Origin of the sequence: Vogesella margarita (genome assembly GCF_028548475.1) — a bacterium.
GTDB lineage: Bacteria > Pseudomonadota > Gammaproteobacteria > Burkholderiales > Chromobacteriaceae > Vogesella > Vogesella margarita.
In genome coordinates, this window is the sequence record NZ_JAQQLE010000016.1 from 52352 (window position 1) to 67903 (window position 15552).

Consider the following 15552-nt stretch of genomic DNA (forward strand, 5'->3'; position numbering starts at 1 on the left):
GTGCGCCGGGTGGTTGTCTTGCCAGATATTGGCTATTTCCGCGTTTTCAAGAGGGTTAGTCGCCGCAATCTCAGCTCTTGGCCTTGGCGACCACCACCATCGCCGGGCGCAGCACGCGATCGGCAATCAGATAGCCTTTTTGCATCACGCGCACCACCGAATTCGGCTCGGCGTCGGATTCTTCGGTGCTGATCGCCTGGTGGCGATGCGGGTCCAGCTTCTCGCCCAGCGGATTGATTTCGCTGATCTGGCTCTTCTCGAAAGCGGCCAGCAGCTGCTTCAGCGTCAGGTCGACGCCGAATTTGAGGTTTTCGAACTGGCCGGACTGGTCCAGAAGCGCCATTTCCAGGCTGTCCTTGACCGCGATGAGTTCGGAGGCGAATTTTTCGATGGCAAACTTTTGTGCCTTGGCCACTTCTTCCACGCCACGGCGGCGCTGGTTTTCAGTTTCGGCCTTGGCGCGCAAAAACTGCTCTTTCATTTCTGCAAGTTCAACTTCCAGCTGGGCGATACGCTCCGCATCACTGACAACGGCGCCTTCGGCCGGGTTGGCAACCTGTTCAAGCACTTCTTCCGCTTGGGGATTTTGATTTTCCTGCATGATCGCTTCCGTTTGGCTGAATTCACAAAGACCACTGGTAAGTTAGGCCAAGCCATCCGTTTTCAAGATCTTCCCCACAATAAGTGAATGGTCATTTCCTTACTTTTATTTTCGTTAACGACCAGAATCGGTACCCACCCGAGATTCACTTTTGTGCACCTTTGTTAGCTTTTGAAAACAAAGGATTTTTTTGTGCTGCAGTGCACACAACGCGATTTTTTTATGCTTAAATGATTCCACAACAGCGCGACTGCAAGGCCCGCCAGCCCTGGATCCGAGGCGGTTTCCGGCAGTCAGACCCGCCACCAGAAACAGGCGGAGTAGCAACGCACCAAGACCGGAACCACCGGCCTGCAGCAAAAGAAACTGGGAGCGCCGGTTTATCCGGCAAAACGAAACTATCAAGTGAAGGGTTTACCATGACTACTCGCGAACAACGCATCGCCGCCATCCAGCATGACTGGGATACCAACCCGCGTTGGAAAGGCATCAAACGTGGCTACACCGCTGCTGACGTTGAGCGCCTGCGCGGCTCCGTACAGGTAGAGCACACCCTGGCCCGCAACGGTGCCGAGAAGCTGTGGAATCTGGTGAACAACGAGCCGTACATCAACTGTCTGGGCGCGCTGACCGGCGGTCAGGCGATGCAACAGGTGAAAGCCGGCATCAAGGCGATCTACCTGTCCGGCTGGCAGGTTGCCGCCGACAACAACGAATACTCCGCCATGTACCCGGACCAGTCGCTGTATCCGGTGGACTCGGTGCCGAAGGTGGTTGAGCGCATCAACAACGCCTTCACCCGTGCCGACGAAATCCAGCACTCCAAGGGTCTGGAAAAAGGCGACGCCGGTTTCGTTGACTACTACGCGCCTATCGTGGCCGACGCCGAAGCCGGTTTCGGCGGTGTGCTGAACGCCTACGAACTGATGAAGGCGATGATCCGCGCCGGCGCCGGTGGCGTGCACTTCGAAGACCAGCTGGCCTCCGTGAAAAAATGCGGCCACATGGGCGGCAAGGTACTGGTTCCGACCCAGGAAGCGGTACAGAAACTGATCGCCGCCCGTATGGCTGCCGACGTCTACGGCGTGCCAACCCTGGTGATCGCCCGCACCGACGCTGAAGCCGCCGACCTGTTGACCAGCGACTACGACGAGAACGACAAGCCGTTCCTGACCGGCGAGCGCACCGCCGAGGGCTTCTACAAGACCAAGAAAGGTCTGGAGCAAGCCATCAGCCGCGCCGTGGCCTACGCCGACTACGCCGACCTGGTATGGTGCGAGACCGGCACCCCGGATCTGGAGTTTGCCCGCCGCTTCGCCGAAGCCGTGCACGCCAAGCATCCTGGCAAACTGCTCGCCTACAACTGCTCGCCTTCCTTCAACTGGAAGAAGAACCTGGACGATGCCACCATCGCCAAGTTCCAGCGCGAGCTGGGCGCCATGGGCTACAAGTACCAGTTCATCACTTTGGCCGGCATCCACTCCATGTGGTACAACATGTTCGATCTGGCACAAGACTACGTGGCACGCGGCATGTCCGCCTACGTGGAGAAGGTGCAGGAGCCGGAATTCGCGGCCCGCGACCGCGGCTACACCTTCGTATCGCACCAGCAGGAAGTCGGCACCGGCTACTTCGATGACGTGACCACCGTGATCCAGGGCGGCAAGTCCTCGGTGACCGCGCTGACCGGCTCCACCGAAGAAGAACAGTTCCACTAAGCGTTCGACCCCACGGCACCTCGACCCTGCCGTCTGCGTCAAACAGCCCCGCCCGGCACTGTCCGCAGTGACCGTGCGCGGGGCAACCAGACCGCCTGCAACCTTCGTTGCAGGCGGTTTGCTTTTATGTCGCCAACACCAACCCATGCCAACCAGCCACGGGATGCGCCCACACAATGCAGCCCAGCAACGACAACGCCAGCGGCAAGCCGCTGGCGTGTTCAAGGTTGGCCGCAAGCCGCGGCGGCCGTACGCCCCGCTACTCCGCCTTGCCGGCCTCGGCCCGGCGGCGGCGCACCTCCTTCGGGTCGGCCTGCAACGGGCGGTAGATCTCCACGCGGTCACGATCGCGCAGCACGTGCTCCGCCGGTACCGCCTTGCCGAACACGCCCAACTGCAGCTGCGCAAGATCGATGTCCGCAAATTCGCTGGCGATGCCGGACTGCAGCACCGCCTCACGCGCGGTGGTGCCGGCCGGCAGCGACAGCTTGACGATCAGCTGCCGCTCCGGCCGCGCATAGGCGACCTCCAGCTGCAGCCTGTCAGTCATCGCCGTACACCTTGTCGGCTTCCTTGATGAAGGCATCGACCAGCGTGCCGGAGATGTGGCCGAACACCGGCCCGATCAGTTTTTCCAGGATCTTGCTGGAGAACTCGTAGCTGAGGCGGAACTCCACCTTGCAGCCGACATCGCCCAAAGGGTGGAAGTGCCAGCGCCCCTGCAGGTGCTTGAACGGCCCGTCCACCAGCTCCATCAGGATGCTGCTGTACGGCTCGTTATGATTGCGGGTGGTGAAGTGCTGTCGCACCTTAAGGTAGTCGATGTGCAGGCTGGCGACCAGCTGGTCGCCGTCGCGGGAGTGCTCCTCCCCCTTGCTGCACCACGGTAAAAAGCGCGGGTAGTGCGCCACGTCGTCCACCAGGCGGAACATCTGCTCCGGGGTGTGGGCGACCAGGACATTTTTCTCGACAACTTGCATGATGAAAACTGTGTGGAGGTCCGTAAAAGGCGGGCACGACGGCAAGCCAAGGTTGGCCGCAGCAAGCCCATGAATTTTCGATACTTTGGCGATACGCTTTGTTCTGGTAGAATACCCGGTTTACTGCTTCGTCTTTCCGCCACCGCCGCCATGAGCATCATCGACAACCGCAAAGCGTTTCACGATTACTTCATCGAAGAAAACATCGAGGCCGGTCTGGTCCTGGAAGGCTGGGAAGTCAAGGCCATCCGCGCCGGTCGCGTGCAGCTGAAAGAAAGCTACGTCATTTACCGCAATGGCGCATTCTACCTCGTCGGCTGCCATATTACCGCACTGCAATCCGCATCGACCCACATCAAGCCCGATCCGATCCGCGACCGCAAGCTGCTGCTGAAGCAGGAGCAGATCAGCCGCCTGATCGGCAAGGTCGAGCGCGCCGGCTACACCATCGTGGCGCTGAACCTGCACTACAGCAAAGGCAATATCAAGGTCGACATCGGCCTCGCCAAGGGCAAGAAGCAGCACGACAAGCGCCAGTCGGAAAAAGAACGCGAATGGGCGCGCGAGAAACAGCGCCTGATGCGCGACAAGGGCTGAGCCATGAAACCCAGTGCCACCCAGGCCTTCATCCTCATCATTCTCGGCGCCCTGTGGCTGCTGAAAAGCACCGCGCTGCTGCCGGACACCACCACGCTGCTGGCCATCCTGCTGGCCAGCGCAGGCGCCGGTCTGCTGCTGATCGACGGCATCACCAAGTCCAGCATTGTGACCAACCCGATGCTGATCTATACCGGTGCGGCCATCTACCTGTTCGACGCCAACAAGCTGCGCCTGAGCCATAGCCTGGCGCTGGGCATGATCCTGCTCGGCATCCTGATGCTGATCGCGCGCAGCGACCGCATCCCCGAGCGGCGTCTGAAGAAATAACACCCGCCTGCCCGATGCAGGCCCGGTACCGAGTACACGCATTCAAATCCGACTGGTGACCCGACCAGTCTTTTACATTCAAGGACAGTCATGGACAAAATCCTCATCCTCGATTTCGGCTCCCAAGTTTCCCAGCTGATCGCCCGCCGCGTACGCGAAGCGCACGTCTACTGTGAGCTGCACCCGTTCGACATGCCGCTGGCCGACATCAAGGCCTTCGCCCCGAAAGCCATCATCCTGTCCGGCGGCCCGAACTCGGTATACGAATCCGACTACCAGGCTGATCCTGCCATCTTCTCGCTCGGCCTGCCGGTGCTGGGCATCTGCTACGGCATGCAGTTCATGGCACAGACCCTGGGCGGCAAAGTGGAAGCCGGCGACACCCGCGAATTCGGCTACGCCGAGATCCAGGCACGCCACCACTCCAAGATCCTGGAAGGCCTGCAGGACCGCGTGGACGACGCCGGCAACGGCTTCCTGGACGTGTGGATGAGCCACGGCGACAAGGTGACCGAACTGCCAGCCGGCTTCAACGTCATCGCCGAGACCCCGTCCTGCCCGATCGCCGCGATGGCCGACGAGGCACGCGGCTTCTACGCCGTGCAGTTCCACCCGGAAGTGACCCACACCAAGCGCGGCACCGAGATGCTGCACCGCTTCGTGCTGCACGTGGCCGGCGCCAAGCCAAGCTGGACCATGCCGAACTACATCGAGGAAGCGGTCCAGAAGATCCGCGACCAAGTCGGTGACGAGGAAGTCATCCTCGGCCTGTCCGGCGGCGTGGACTCGTCTGTTGCTGCTGCGCTGATCCACCGCGCCATCGGCGAGCAGCTGACCTGCGTCTTCGTCGACCACGGCCTGCTGCGCCTGAACGAAGGCAAGATGGTGATGGAAATGTTCGCGCAGAACCTGGGCGTGAAGGTGATCCAGGTCGACGCCACCGAACAGTTCATGGGCAAGCTGGCCGGCGAATCCGATCCGGAGAAGAAGCGCAAGATCATCGGCGCCGAGTTCGTCGAAGTGTTCCAGCGCGAGTCCGGCAAACTGGTCAACGCCAAGTGGCTGGCACAGGGCACCATCTATCCGGACGTGATCGAGTCCGCCGGCGCCAAGACCGGCAAGGCGCACGCGATCAAGAGCCACCACAACGTCGGCGGCCTGCCGGACGACATGAACCTGAAGCTGCTGGAGCCGCTGCGCGACCTGTTCAAGGACGAAGTGCGCCAGCTGGGCGTGGCGCTTGGCCTGCCGCACGACATGGTCTACCGCCACCCGTTCCCGGGCCCGGGCCTGGGCGTGCGCATCCTCGGCGAAGTGAAAATGGAATACGCCGACCTGCTGCGCCGCGCCGACGCCATCTTCATCGAAGAGCTGCGCAACACCATTGACGAGAAAACCGGCAAAAACTGGTACGAACTGACCAGCCAGGCCTTCGCCGTATTCCTGCCAGTGAAGTCGGTGGGCGTGATGGGCGACGGCCGTACCTACGACTACGTGTGCGCCCTGCGCGCGGTGGTGACCAGCGACTTCATGACCGCACACTGGGCCGAACTGCCGTACAGCCTGCTGGGCAAGGTGTCCAACCGCATCATCAACGAAGTCCGCGGCCTTAACCGCGTGGTCTACGACGTGTCCGGCAAACCGCCGGCAACCATCGAGTGGGAGTGATCTGACGCTGCCCGCCGGCTGACGGCGGGCAAGGCCACACCCAGCCACCCCGCGCCCCGGCGCGGGGTTTTTTGCGCCTGACGGCAGGGACACCGCCCCGGGGCTATACACGGCCACCACGCCAAAACTTTTTCGGGCATGCTGTAATGAACTGCAGCCGCAGGCGACTAAAGGCGGCAAGTGCGCGATATCGCGCCTTTCATCAACAACTACCCCGACCATCCAGGAGAAACACCATGTCCGCATCCAGCACCCTGCTTGCCTCTGCTCTGACCGCCGTTATCGCCATGAGCGCAGCCGCACCGGCCGTCGCCGCCAGCAAGGAAAAATGCTACGGCGTCGCCGCCGCCGGCAAAAACGACTGTGCCGGCAACGGCCACAGCTGTGCCGGCCAGGCCAAGATCGACAAGGACGCCGGCGAGTGGAAATACGTCGCCACCGGCAGCTGCACCCAGATGGGCGGCATGCTGCAGCCGGGCAGCAAGTAAGCCCGCGCATCGGGCGGGGTGCTGCCCCGCCGTTTTTTGCGAAAGCCGATCATGACCATCCCGCTTCCCGCCTGCGCCGGTATCGGCCTGCGCCAACCGCACTACCGCCAGGTGCTGGACACCCTGCCCGAGCTGGGCTGGATCGAGCTGCACAGCGAGAACTTCTTTGACGGCGGCCAGCCGCTGGCGATGCTGCAAAGCCTGGCCGCACACTACCCGCTGTCGCTGCACGGCGTCGGGCTGGGGCTGGGTTCCGCCGCGCGCCCAGATCCGCAGCACCTGGCGTCGCTGCAGCGGCTGCTGGCGCAGGTGCCGGCGACCGCGGTGTCCGAACACCTGTCGTTCAACCACGACGCCGACTACCGCTTCGCCAACGACCTGCTGCCCATCCCCTACACCCGCGCGATGCTGGCGCAGGTTGCGGCCAACGTGGCCGAAGTGCAGGACGCTATCGGCCGCCCGCTGCTGCTGGAAAACCTGTCCAGCTACCTCGCCTACCCGGGTAACGAGCTGAACGAGGGCGAGTTTCTCGCCGAGCTGGTCCAGCGCACCGGCTGCGGCATCCTGCTTGACGTCAACAACCTGTACGTCAACCACGTCAATCTCGGGCTGGATGTCGACGCCTTCCTCGACGCACTGCCGGCTGCCGCCATCGGCGAGATCCACCTTGCCGGCTACAGCGAGCGCCGCTTCGACGACGGCAGCAGCCTGCTGGTCGACACCCACAGCCGGCCGGTCTATCCGGCGGTGTGGCAGCTGTACCGCGCGGTGATCGCCCGCTTCGGCGCTCGCCCCACCCTGATCGAGTGGGACAACGACATTCCGCCGCTGGACACGCTGCTGGCGGAGGCGGCCACCGCACAGCGCCTCCTCGACACCGTCGCCCCGGGAGCGCGCCATGAATGACGCACAACGCTGGCAGCACGAGCTGCTGGACGCCATCACCGCGCCGCAGTGGCAGGATCACCCCACGCTGCCGGCCAACGCGCTGGCGGTGTACCGCAACAACTACCGCGTCGGGCTGATGGAGATGCTCGCCCTCGCCTACCCCATCGTGCAGCAGCTGCTGAGCGCGGAGTTCTTCGGCGCGCTGAGCCGCGAATTCGTGCGCGCCACGCCGTCGCACAGCGGCAACCTGCACCGCTACGGCGCCGGCTTTACCGACTTCATCGCCGGCTTTGCCCCCGCGTCCGAGTGGCCCTACCTGCCGGACGTAGCGCGCATGGAATGGGCGCTGCATCGCGGTTATTACGCCCCCGACAGTGCCCGCCTGGAGGTCGCCAGCCTCGCCGCGCTGCCGCCCGCACAATGGGGTGCGCTACGTCTGCCGCTGGATGCCTCGCTGAGCCTGCTGCGCTCGCCGTGGGCGCTGTCGGCGATTCACGCCTACCATCAGCCGGGCGCCACGCAACAGCCGTTCACGCTAGCACGGGCAGAAAACCTGCTGCTGTGGCGCGAGCACGGCCGGATGCAGCTGCGCGCCGTGGACGACGCGCCGGCCGCATTCCTGCTCCGGCTGCAACAGGGTGACACGCTGGACGAAGCCACCACCGCCGCGCTTTCGGTGGCGCCGGATTTCGCCTTGCAGGAAACCCTGCTGACCGGCCTGCAGCACGGCTGGTTTGCGCAACCGTAAGGAAACCCGCCATGAACTCGCCCATCGCCTGCCTGCTGCGCCAGTCCAGCCGCGTAATCTCGCCACTGGCGCCGCCACTGCAAGACCTTGCCCTGCTGGCACTGCGCCTGTGGCTGGCGTGGGTGTTCTTCAGGTCCGGGCTGACCAAGATCGAGGATTGGGACACCACGCTGTTCCTGTTCCACGAGGAATACGCGGTGCCGCTGCTGCCGCCAACGTTGGCCGCATGGCTGGGCACCGGCGGTGAACTGGTGCTGCCGGTGCTACTGGCGCTGGGGCTGGCCGGCCGCTTCGCCGCGCTCGGCCTGTCCGTGCTCAACGCGGTAGCGGTGATCAGCTATCCGGCGCTGGCGGGCACCGCGCTCGACTTCCACTACCAGTGGGGACTGATGCTGTTCACGCTGCTGGCCTGCGGCCCCGGCCGGCTGTCGCTGGACGCGCTGATCAGGCGCCAGTACCGGCTGTGACATGGCATAATCGTCGGCACCGTTCACTTTCTATCCCCGCCCACGCATGAGCACGCCACAGACCCTGGTATTACAAGCCCCCACCCTGGACCAAGCCCGCATCACCGAACTGGCCGCCCTGTCCGGCGCCCGCGACAGCCGCAGCGTTGCGGCCAACGTGGTGCGTCTGGACGGCGTCGACCCCGCCCGCCGCGAGCTGGTGCTGGCACGCGCCGAGCGCCTGAGCGTGGATGCCAACTACGTCGACAGCGCATGCCGCTTTGCCGATTTCGGGCTGCTGGTTTCGGACATGGATTCGACGCTGATCACCATCGAGTGCATCGACGAGATCGCCGACATGCAGGGACTGAAACCGCAGGTGGCGGCCATCACCGAGCGCTCGATGCGCGGCGAGCTGGACTTCAGCGAATCGCTGAAGGCACGCGTCGCGCTGCTGGCCGGGCTGCCGGAAGCTGCGCTGGCCAGCGTCTACGATGAACGCCTGCAGCTGATGGCCGGCGCCCGCGAGCTGCTGGCCGCCTGTCGCGAACACGGCGTGAAATTCATGCTGGTTTCCGGCGGCTTCACCTACTTCACCGAACGGCTGAAGGCGGAACTGGGCCTCGACTATACCCACGCCAACCAGCTGGAAATCGTCGACGGCAAGCTCACCGGCCGAGTCGTCGGCGACATCGTCGACGGCGCCGCCAAGCGCCAGCTGCTGATCGCGCAGCGCGAGGCGCTGGGCCTGCGCACCGAGCAGGTGATCGCCATGGGCGACGGCGCCAACGACCTGCTGATGCTGGCCGAAGCCGGCGTCGGCGTCGCCACCCACGCCAAGCCGGTAGTGCGCGCCCAGGCCCGCTACACCCTCAACCACGTTGGACTGGATGGCATCCGCCACCTGTTCCTATAGCCTGCGGCCAACCTTGTATGCCCCTGCCCGAACTGGACACCGTCTACTTTGACAGCTGCTTCCCGCTGCGCTTCCACCCGGCGCCGGACGCGGCCACCCGCCACGCCGCACAGCTGGAAACCGGCCTCGCGCTGGCGGTGCTCGCTGCGCCGCAGGACCAGGACAGCGACGGCAGCCCGCTGCTGCAACGGCTGGAGGCCAAGCTCGACTTCGTGCTGGAGCTGGGCCTGCTGGCGCGCTATCCGCAACTGCCGCCAGCGCGCCCCTGCCGCATCGGGCTGGAGGCGGTGGTGTGGCAGGATGAACAGACCGCCGCACCCGGTGACAGCGGCCTGCTGCAGCTGCATCCGCACGCGCCGTCCGGCTGCCCGCTGTACCTGTTTGTGACCATCGAAGCCAGCGAGGCCAGCCCCGACGGCTACCGGCACCTGGCACGGTTGCAGCCGCTGCGCCACGACAACGACACCCGCCGCTGGGAACGCTGGGTGTTCCAGCAGCATCGCCAGCACATCGGCAAGGGCAAGGCATGACAGCGGCCCTGCCGCCGGAACAGCACGCGCCGGAAGCGCAGCGCGCCCGTCGCCTGCTGCGCCTGTCGTGGGTGCTGGCACTGCTGGTACTGGCGGTGATGTGGGGCGGCGTGATCGAGGGCCTGCGCCAGCGCCAGTCGCTGCTCAGCGCCCAGCAACAGACACAACAGGCGGAATGGCTGCGCCTGTCCAGTGCGGCGGTGGATGACCGGCTGCGCAACCTGGACAAGGAATTGCAGTTGTTCGCCGATGACCAGCCCAGCCTGGCCCGCGACGCCACCCAGCTGTTCCCGCTGCAGGGCGGCAGCCTGTGGCTGGTGGACGACAAGCAGCAACAGCAGCGACGCGGCCAAGCCCGGGCACTGAGCGAGGCGGCGGTACAACAGGTGCGGCAATGGCTGAACAGCCCGGCGGTCCACCCGGCGCTGACCTTGCTGCCGCTACCGGTCCTCGACAAGCGCCCCGGCAACAGCGAACTGCTGCAGGTGGTACTGCCGCTATGCGACCAGGAACGCTGTCACAGCGCGCTCACCGGCTTCCTGCGTGTCGGCGAGCTGCTGGACCCAGAACAACTGGTGGATCACCCCGCCTACGCCATACTCGACATCAACGGCAGCGTGCTGGCCAGCAATGGCAGCATGGATTTCAACGGCCAGAACCTGACTCGGGTCGCCACCACCCGCCTCGGCCAGGTGCCGCTGCTGCTGGCGGCCAACTACCACAGCAGCCAGATCATCCGCAGTTTCAACCTGTTCGCGCTGAGCCTGCTCGGTGTAGCGCTGGTGCTCAGCTGCCTGCTGCTGCTGCTGATGTGGCGCATCAGCCAGATCCTGCAGCACGTCGAGCACAGCAGCAGCCAGTTCGACCATGCGCAACAATTGCTGGCGCTGACCAACAGCAGCCTGCGCGACAAGATGCGCACCCTGATCGACGAGCAGCGCGACCAGCAGACGCTGATCGAAACGGTACAGGTCGGCGTGCTGATCGTCGACGCTGGCGATCTGTCCATCCTCACCAGCAACGATGCTGCCGCGCGCATGCTGGGCATGTCGCGACAGATGCTGCAGCGGCAGACGCTGCCGGTACTGTTCCATGCCCGGCAGCGCTGCGACGAGCTGCTACTGGCCCTGCAGGAGCAGCAGATCGTCACCGACCGCGAGGCGCAGCTCAACAATCACAACCACAAGATCTGCTGGAGCATGACCTCGATGCGTTACCTGCAATTTCGCGAGCGTCACGCCATCGCCGTCAGCCTGATCGACATCACCGAGCGCTTCGCCCACGCCCAGCGCCTGCAGGACGAGAAGCAGGCCACCGAACGCGCGCTGGCGCAGCTGCAGGCGACCCAGCACGAGCTGTACCAGCGCGCCACGCTGGACGACCTCACCGGGCTGGCCAATCGTCGCCACTTCCTGTCCTTCGCCGGCAAGGCGCTGGAGCGCGCCCGGCTGGCCAACGACACCGTCGCCGTGGCGGTGATCGACCTCGACCACTTCAAGAACATCAACGACCGCTACGGCCACGCCGCCGGCGACGCCGCGTTGCAACACTTCGCCGACAACCTACGCGTAGCGCTACCGGACAGCGCGATGGCCGGGCGCATGGGCGGCGAAGAGTTTGCCCTGCTGCTGCCGGATACCTCGCTGGGCGAGGCGCACGCCATCGTCGACGTGCTGCGCAACGGCATCGCCGCACAGTGCTTCCACACCGACGGTCAGCAGCTGCAGCTGACCTTCTCCGCCGGCGTCGCCGCCAGCCGCAACGGCCACGCGCACGATCTGTCCGAGCTGCTGAAGCTGGCCGACAAGGCGCTGTACCGCGCCAAGGCCAACGGCCGCAACTGCGTGGAAAGCATCGCGCCATAAAAAAACGCCAGACCCAGTCTGGCGTTTTTTACGATCCGCAAGGCGCTCAGCCTGCCAGTGCCGTCAGCAGCTTGCCGTGAATGCCGCCAAAGCCGCCGTTGCTCATCACCAGCACCTGGTCACCGTCGCGCGCCTCGGCCACGATGGCGGCCACCAGCGCGTCGATGTCGTCGAAACACTGCGCCTTGGCGCCCAGCGGCGCCATCGCCTCGGCCACGCTCCAGCCAAGGTTGGCCGCACCAAAGCAGAACACCACGTCACCGTCGGCCAGCGACTCGGGCAGCGCCGCCTTCATGGTGCCGAGCTTCATGGTGTTGGAGCGTGGCTCCAGCACCGCCAGGATGCGCTGCTTGCGGCCAACCTTGTGGCGCAGGCCGGCAATGGTGGTGGTGATGGCCGTGGGGTGATGGGCGAAATCGTCGTACACGGTCACGCCGCGCACACAGCCCTTTACCTCCATGCGCCGCTTCACGCTCTTGAAACGCGACAGCGCGTCGATGGCCACAGCCGGCGTGATGCCGACATGGCGCGCGGCGGCAATCGCGGCCACCGCATTCAGGCGGTTGTGCTCGCCCGGCACCTCCCACTGCACGCGGCCAAGCCGCTCGCCGTGCAGCAGCACGTCGAAGCTGCCGTCGGCATCCGCCGCGCCAGCCTGCCAGCCGGCATCGCAGCCGAACTGTTCCTCCGGCGTCCAGCAGCCGCGTTCCAGCACGCGCTGCAGGCTGGCCTCGCGGCCATTGCTCACGATCAAGCCATTACCCGGCACGGTACGCACCAGGTGGTGGAACTGGGTTTCGATGGCAGCCAGATCGGCAAAGATGTCGGCGTGGTCGAACTCCAGGTTGTTCAGTACCGCGGTGCGCGGGTGGTAGTGCACGAACTTGCTGCGCTTGTCGAAGAAGGCGGTGTCGTACTCGTCGGCCTCGATCACGAAGAACGGGCTCACGCTGGCCGCATCCTGGCGCGGTGCGCCCGGCAGCCGTGCGGAGATGCCGAAGTTTTCCGGAATGCCGCCAATCAGGAAGCCTGGCTCCAGGCCGGCATCCTGCAGGATCCACGCCAGCATCGAGCTGGTGGTGGTCTTGCCGTGGGTACCGGCTACCGCCAGCACCCATTTGTCGTGCAGCACGTTCTCGGCCAGCCACTGCGGGCCGGAGATGTACGGCAGGCCGCGATTCATGATCTCTTCCATCAGCGGCTTGCCGCGCGTCACCACGTTGCCGATCACGAACACGTCGGCACCGATATCCGCCTGCTCGGCGCCAAAGCCCTGCATGAGCTCGATGCCCATGGCTTCCAGCTGGGTGCTCATCGGCGGGTAGACATTGGCGTCGCAGCCGGTGACCTTGTGGCCAGCGGCCTTGGCGATGGCGGCGATACCGCCCATGAAGGTGCCGCAGATGCCGAGAATGTGGATGTGCATGATGGTAGAGCGCGAGAAATTCGGGAAAGCGGCAAGGATACCGGATTTCAGACAAAAAAGGCTGCCACAACGGGCAGCCTTGATACCGCATGGCAGTGAATTACAGCACGATCAGCGTCAGCAGCAGGAACAGCGGCAGCAGGATGCCGAAGGACCAGGCCATGTAGCCGAAGAAGCTGGGCATCGCGATACCCCGCTGCTGGGCGATGGCCTTGACCATGAAGTTCGGGGCGTTACCGATATAGGTGCAGGCGCCCATGAATACCGCCCCCATCGAGATCGCCAGCAGCGTCGGCGCCAGCGGCCCCATCAGCGTTGCCGCATCGCCCGATGCCAGGTTGAAGAACACCAGATAGGTCGGCGCATTGTCGAGAAAACTGGACAGCAGGCCGGTCAGCCAGAAGTACATCACATTGTCCGGCGTGCCTTGCGCGGTGGTCACCAGCTGCACCAGGGCCGCCAGCGCGCCCTGCTCGCCGGCTTGCAACACCGCCAGCACCGGCCCGATAGTAATGAAGATACCGGCAAACAGCTTGCCCACCTCCAGCATCGGATCCCAGTTGAACTCGTTACCTGCGCGTATGGCTTGCGGCGTCAACCACAGCGACAGCGCGGCAATCGCCAGCAACAACAGGTCACGCACCAGGTTCTGCAGCGCCACCGGCGTGCCCAGCACGTCGAACACGACACCCGGCTTCCAGATACCGGACAGCAGCACCGCGGCAATCACCGCCCCCAGCAAGGGCAGGTTGACCAAGCCGCTGATGCGAACAGGCGAGTCCGGCGTCCGGTCACGCGTCAGCACGCCTTCCTTGCGGAACAGATAGCTGTCTATCGTATAGAAGATCAGCAGCAAGGCTACCGCCATCAACAGCACCGGCAGTGCCATCGCTTGCAGCGTCCAGCCGAAATCGACACCCTTCAGGAAGCCAAGGAACAGTGGCGGATCGCCCAGCGGCGTCAGGCCGCCACCGATGTTCGCCACAAGGAAGATGAAAAAGACGACTACGTGGACATTGTGGCGACGGTTGTCGTTGGCCTTGATCAGCGGCCGGATCAACAGCATCGCCGCCCCGGTGGTCCCCATGACCGAGGCCAGCAGCGTGCCCAGCGCCAGCAGGCCGGTGTTCAAGGCAGGTGAGCCGTGCAGGTTGCCCGCCACCAGAATGCCACCGGACACCGTGTACAGCGCAAACAGCAGGACCACGAAGGGAATGAACTCGGCCAGCATCGCATGCACCACCAACCCGGCCGCGGTGGCACCGCCAAAACTCAGAGTGAAGGGCAGCAGAAACAGCAGGGTCCAGCCGGCGGTGATCTTGCCAAAGTGGTGGTGCCAAAACTCCGGCGCCACGATAGGAAACAGGGCAATCGACAGCAGAATGCCGGCGAAGGGAACGCCCCACAACAGGCTCAGGCTGGCACCATCCAGCGCTGCCGCATGGGCCAGCAATGGCGTACCGCACAGCATGATCAGGGCAATCAGACGGGACATTTTTTCTCCTCTCGGCCGGCAGCACCATCACGGCATCGGCGCAGCTCACGCCACACCGTACAGCAGGCCGTGTGTGTTGACTCTAGTTATTCAAATTAGTATCGATAGACTGGTTTTTCACAAAAAGATTCAAGCAATCTCGCGGTTTCAACACAACTGATGACATAGGAGTTGAACGGGATCGTACGGACCGAGCGATTGCGGAACCACTTGGCAAGACGGTGCGGCAGACAGATCAAAGGTTGGCCGCAGACGGCATGAAGAAGTGATGGACAAGCCCGCAGGGGTGGCCGAGACGTCAGCAAGACAGCGGTGAACTGGGTAAATCAAGCAAGGTTGGCCGCAACGGTGTCAGTGGCAATCGTTCCGGCGGGGGGGGGGCTGGAGAAGTAATGCGGGCGAAGAGCCGAGCTGGCCGCAACAGGCCCAAGGGAGGATGACCGGCCAAGGTTGGCCGCAAGGCCTGGCGCCTTTGCGCACCACAAAGCACAAAGCCCAGCTCGGTTGAGCTGGGCTTCGTAAGGGGCGTCTGGCGGTGTCCTACTTTCACACAGGGTTCTGCACTATCATCGGCGCTAAGGCGTTTCACGGTCCTGTTCGGAATGGGAAGGCGTGGGACCACCTCGCTATGGCCACCAGACATAAACTGTCACAAATCAAAGAAGCCTAAACTGAGTGTTCTTACTCAGCCTGGTAGAAGATCTTTTGTATCGGTCGCTTTCGCTTTGCTCTCTTCAGCAAAGCCACTCAAATGATAGGATCAAGCCTCACGAGCAATTAGTATCGGTTAGCTTAACGCCTCACAGCGCTTCCACACCCGACCTATCAACGTCCTGGTCTCGAACGACTCTTCAGG

The 15552-nt window shown here is 64.0% G+C and carries 16 protein-coding genes and 2 rRNA genes; 11 read left to right on the forward strand and 7 right to left on the reverse strand.

Translation table 11 applies throughout. The annotated features are described in order from the left end of the window. Positions 1–70: 70 nt before the first annotated feature. Positions 71–601, reverse strand: coding sequence for a nucleotide exchange factor GrpE (gene grpE, locus PQU96_RS15580; RefSeq protein WP_272773323.1), 531 nt, complete (start codon positions 599–601; stop codon positions 71–73). A gap of 419 nt (positions 602–1020) precedes the next feature. On the opposite strand from grpE, the gene aceA reads away from it, so the two are divergent. Then, complete coding sequence (gene aceA, locus PQU96_RS15585) at positions 1021–2319, forward strand: isocitrate lyase (RefSeq protein WP_272773324.1); 1299 nt, start codon at positions 1021–1023, stop codon at positions 2317–2319. Positions 2320–2578: 259 nt separating this feature from the next. On the opposite strand, the gene PQU96_RS15590 is transcribed toward aceA, so the two are convergent. Next, entirely contained in the window at positions 2579–2869 is a 291-nt protein-coding gene (locus PQU96_RS15590; RefSeq protein WP_272773325.1) for an RnfH family protein, read from the reverse strand. Continuing rightward, the gene (locus tag PQU96_RS15595) at positions 2862–3299 is read right to left on the reverse strand and encodes a type II toxin-antitoxin system RatA family toxin (RefSeq protein WP_120810914.1); all 438 of its coding nucleotides are present in this window, start codon (positions 3297–3299) and stop codon (positions 2862–2864) included. The genes PQU96_RS15590 and PQU96_RS15595 overlap by 8 nt, the downstream gene beginning before the upstream one ends. Positions 3300–3449: 150 nt before the next feature. On the opposite strand from PQU96_RS15595, the gene smpB reads away from it, so the two are divergent. From smpB to PQU96_RS15645, 10 genes are all read left to right on the forward strand, one after another. Continuing rightward, positions 3450–3896 carry an SsrA-binding protein SmpB gene (gene smpB, locus PQU96_RS15600; RefSeq protein ID WP_047965770.1) on the forward strand — a complete coding sequence of 149 codons (447 nt, stop codon included), beginning with the start codon at positions 3450–3452 and terminating at the stop codon, positions 3894–3896. 3 nt (positions 3897–3899) lie between these two features. Beyond that, entirely contained in the window at positions 3900–4226 is a 327-nt protein-coding gene (locus tag PQU96_RS15605) for a hypothetical protein (RefSeq protein ID WP_272773326.1), read from the forward strand. Positions 4227–4316: 90 nt separating this feature from the next. Then, positions 4317–5894, forward strand: coding sequence for a glutamine-hydrolyzing GMP synthase (guaA, locus tag PQU96_RS15610; RefSeq protein WP_272773327.1), 1578 nt, complete (start codon positions 4317–4319; stop codon positions 5892–5894). 236 nt (positions 5895–6130) lie between these two features. Next, on the forward strand, positions 6131–6382 hold the full coding sequence (locus PQU96_RS15615) for a BufA1 family periplasmic bufferin-type metallophore (RefSeq protein WP_272773328.1): 252 nt from the start codon (positions 6131–6133) through the stop codon (positions 6380–6382). A gap of 51 nt (positions 6383–6433) precedes the next feature. Then, positions 6434–7288: an MNIO family bufferin maturase gene (bufB, locus tag PQU96_RS15620; protein WP_272773329.1), complete on the forward strand. Its 855-nt coding sequence runs from the start codon at positions 6434–6436 to the stop codon at positions 7286–7288. Beyond that, a complete protein-coding gene (locus PQU96_RS15625) occupies positions 7281–8018 on the forward strand; it encodes an HvfC/BufC family peptide modification chaperone (RefSeq protein ID WP_272773330.1) in 738 nt (245 codons plus the stop codon). Before bufB ends, PQU96_RS15625 begins: the two co-directional genes overlap by 8 nt. Before the next feature lie 11 nt (positions 8019–8029). Further along, positions 8030–8485, forward strand: coding sequence for a DoxX family protein (locus tag PQU96_RS15630; protein ID WP_272773331.1), 456 nt, complete (start codon positions 8030–8032; stop codon positions 8483–8485). 46 nt (positions 8486–8531) lie between these two features. After that, positions 8532–9380, forward strand: coding sequence for a phosphoserine phosphatase SerB (serB, locus tag PQU96_RS15635; RefSeq protein ID WP_272773332.1), 849 nt, complete (start codon positions 8532–8534; stop codon positions 9378–9380). 17 nt (positions 9381–9397) lie between these two features. Then, complete coding sequence (locus PQU96_RS15640; RefSeq protein WP_272773333.1) at positions 9398–9910, forward strand: PilZ domain-containing protein; 513 nt, start codon at positions 9398–9400, stop codon at positions 9908–9910. Continuing rightward, positions 9907–11775: a sensor domain-containing diguanylate cyclase gene (locus tag PQU96_RS15645; RefSeq protein WP_272773334.1), complete on the forward strand. Its 1869-nt coding sequence runs from the start codon at positions 9907–9909 to the stop codon at positions 11773–11775. The genes PQU96_RS15640 and PQU96_RS15645 overlap by 4 nt, the downstream gene beginning before the upstream one ends. Positions 11776–11821: 46 nt before the next feature. On the opposite strand, the gene mpl is transcribed toward PQU96_RS15645, so the two are convergent. The 4 genes from mpl to PQU96_RS15665 form a co-directional block, all read right to left on the reverse strand. After that, positions 11822–13201, reverse strand: coding sequence for a UDP-N-acetylmuramate:L-alanyl-gamma-D-glutamyl-meso-diaminopimelate ligase (gene mpl, locus PQU96_RS15650; protein ID WP_272773335.1), 1380 nt, complete (start codon positions 13199–13201; stop codon positions 11822–11824). Between the two features lie 100 nt (positions 13202–13301). Further along, positions 13302–14696, reverse strand: a complete 1395-nt coding sequence (locus tag PQU96_RS15655) for a sodium:proton antiporter (protein ID WP_272773336.1) — start codon at positions 14694–14696, stop codon at positions 13302–13304. Between the two features lie 527 nt (positions 14697–15223). After that, a 5S ribosomal RNA gene (gene rrf / locus PQU96_RS15660) occupies positions 15224–15336 on the reverse strand. A gap of 116 nt (positions 15337–15452) precedes the next feature. Continuing rightward, positions 15453–15552 (reverse strand): 23S ribosomal RNA (locus tag PQU96_RS15665); the annotation flags it as partial.